General features: G+C 35.1%; 5 protein-coding genes. All 5 read right to left on the minus strand.

The annotated features are described in order from the left end of the window. Positions 1 to 404: 404 nt before the first annotated feature. Positions 405 to 779 carry a hypothetical protein gene (locus Q0257_RS06845; protein WP_298023232.1) on the minus strand — a complete coding sequence of 125 codons (375 nt, stop codon included), beginning with the start codon at positions 777 to 779 and terminating at the stop codon, positions 405 to 407. Positions 780 to 826: 47 nt separating this feature from the next. After that, positions 827 to 1,216 (minus strand): hypothetical protein, encoded by a 390-nt coding sequence (locus Q0257_RS06850; RefSeq protein WP_298023235.1) that lies wholly within the window; start codon positions 1,214 to 1,216, stop codon positions 827 to 829. A gap of 10 nt (positions 1,217 to 1,226) precedes the next feature. After that, positions 1,227 to 1,982 (minus strand): hypothetical protein, encoded by a 756-nt coding sequence (locus Q0257_RS06855; RefSeq protein ID WP_298023237.1) that lies wholly within the window; start codon positions 1,980 to 1,982, stop codon positions 1,227 to 1,229. A 106-nt stretch (positions 1,983 to 2,088) separates the two neighbouring features. Then, positions 2,089 to 2,478, minus strand: coding sequence for a hypothetical protein (locus Q0257_RS06860; protein ID WP_298023240.1), 390 nt, complete (start codon positions 2,476 to 2,478; stop codon positions 2,089 to 2,091). Positions 2,479 to 2,601: 123 nt separating this feature from the next. Then, on the minus strand, positions 2,602 to 2,873 hold a 272-nt coding region (gene imm40 / locus Q0257_RS06865), incomplete at its 5' end, for an Imm40 family immunity protein (protein ID WP_298023243.1).

The raw sequence follows: 2,873 nt of genomic DNA on the forward strand, positions 1-2,873 counted from the left end.
TATAAGTAAATTTTGCGGGAATTTTATCATTTATCCTTTTGTATTCAGTCACAGAGCTATCGTAATAAGAAAATATGCTTATATTTCTGGATGGCTCGGTATCACATATAAAATCTAAATTTTCCAATACCCACTTTTTAGAAATCAAACCATTATTATTTTTCACATTAGCTTCCGGCGGCAATATTATGAATTCGCCTAATTTATCGCCGTTTATACGTAGCAGATTATTCCAGCTACAAAATAAAAACCGCCTTTGACCGATCTGCAGTATATCGCCCTCCGCGAAAATTTTTCTAAAATTATTAATCGAAAATTTCCTTCTACCTCTTACGGGTATTATCTTTTTATAATTTCTTTTCATAGTCTTTCTTCTGTTTTATTATTAAATCGCCGCGCATTTGCTAAATCCCTAAATGCAAAATATATAAATCATTTTTAATTGCCGAATCGATTAGTTCCAATAGGCCGTCTAATTGCTCGATAACCGAGGATTTATTTAGCGCGCAGTTTTTATCAAAAACAATCTGCTCATCCGCGCTCAAGAAAAGCGACCTCCAAGAGCATATTATATCTCTAAATTTAACTTTATCTTCTATCCAGCTATAGCCATAGTAATTTAGACTTTTTTTCAAATTTACCTCATCGTTCCATGTGGTTTGTACCCGCTTTAGAGAGTATAAAATATGAAGTATCAGATCATCGCTAATTACTACGCAATGCTCTTTAGAGAAAATATTTTCTTTTGTCTTTTTGAGTAAAAATTCATGTTTAGGCATATGGCTCCTTATTGTTTTAAAATATGACTTTAATAAGCTCGATCTAGCTATTCGCCAAATTTCATCCAAGCGGCGGCGTATTCTAGCGTTTCGTTTCTAAAATATTTGCTAATTATCTTATATTCGCCTTCTTTCGCAATATTTATAATTGTCTCAACAAAGCCGGTGCAGAACGCCGTGCCGATGTATTCGTCTTCGCTTGCCGCTCCCTTTTCCACAAAATCAAAAATTTCATTTCTTGTCTTTTCGTCCAAATCATCAAAAATTTTAATCGTAGTTTCTGCAAAAGATGCAAGCAGCCACAATAAGCTAGGTATGTACTCCATATCGAAAGGAAATATCTGCTCTTGATAGGCGCTAAAATACGCCCTGTTTTTCTCTATAAAGAAATAGATATATTCCTCATACTTGCCCAAATCGATCTCCATTAAGCGCATTTGCCAATCCTTATAAATTTTTACCCTTATAATACTTCTCCCAAAATTTTATCGCATTTTTTATCTCTTTTTCAAAATGTTTGAATGGTATATAAATTTCTTCTTGTTCGTAGGGCTTTAACTTTTTATATTTCTTGGAATGCGTAATTCTCGCAATATCTTCATAATTTTTTTGTAAAAAATCTATGATTATTCTTACCTCATCCCTGCTAAATTGTTTCGCTCGCGCCCGCCATATAGGCGGCATAAGCGCTTGAATGAACATATCCTCTATAACCTCCTCATCGCCGAAGCGCTCGTAAAAATCAATAAAATCCAGGATATAATACCTAAAAGCATAGTCATTAAAGACACTCAAATCTCCCGATAAAAGTTTGATCGTGCTATGGTCTAAATCACACAGTTCTTTACCACACAAATCTTGCTCGACAAGCTCATCCTTCTGTATAGGATCTGTTATAATTTCCGGCTTTTGCAGTTTAAGCCGCGCCTTTAGCGCCTTTATTCTATTCGATAAGTTCATTTTGTTCTCCTTTTTAGAAAACGTAAAATTTGAGCTTGGCTTATAATACTCTTTTACTCTTATCAGATATATCAAATACAGGATCAATCCTATGATAAGCAGTAGTTGCATAATGACGGATTGGGTTGTGGCTACGACATAGACTTTGCCTCCGCGATAACCGCCTTCCGTTAATAGTTTATGAAAATTTAGAGACGATAGGATAATAAAAAATATCGTCATTACAATTCTTACGGGCTTCATGGTTTCAAATTATCCTTATATGAAATTCCAAGGACAGCTTGTCATCTTTCGCCCAATCAGAGTCAAAGAATTTCATCGATAAATGCGTCTCGATAACGATTCAAATTTATCCATCTAGGCAGTATATGTCGTTGTCCAAATCCACATTATTATCTGCTAATAGTTTCAGTAAATTTGCATTATAATATAGACCGGGCATGCTATTATAACTGTAAACTACGACTCTTAGCAGCTTTTTCACGCTTTGTAATTTTATACTCCTCGCGACATTTATATCTGCTAAAAATTTTTTAATTAGATCTCCCGCAAAAGGTATATCATAAAATTTTTCCTCTATGCTAAAGCCAAAATTTCTGTATTTTAAAATAGAACCTTTTAGTTTCAAATCTCCTTTTTGCCAGACTTTTGTTGCAGATATGCCGTTGCTGCTTATTGTTTCGGATAGATCCCTATCGCTTTCGATCGATAGGATTAGGATTACTTTGTTGCTTTTCAAGATCGCTCCTAAAAATCTTTTATATCTCATCTACGCATACATTAGCATTCAGTTCGGCGCATATTTTTATATTTATTTGAATACGAGCAAAACCAACATATTCTGTATTGTAAGCTAAAATTTTCATTTGGATACCTGCCCAGGGCAAATGACCGGGCAATATGCAAAATCATCTCCGTTTCTGACGCGATAATTAGTGATGTATCGAACCGCTAGTTCGAATGCATCGTCACCGTCATCTCCCTCTTTAATGCTCCAGCTATCGTATGTGATAATGGGCTTATTACCGCTTAGGCGATATACCTCTCCTCCGACGATAACCATATCTTTGCTTTTTGCGATTTTAAGCACCTCCATTACATCGTCGAATCTCCAAGCGATTCCATAAATTCCGT

This window comes from uncultured Campylobacter sp., assembly GCF_938018035.1.
Classification (GTDB): Bacteria; Campylobacterota; Campylobacteria; order Campylobacterales; family Campylobacteraceae; genus Campylobacter_B.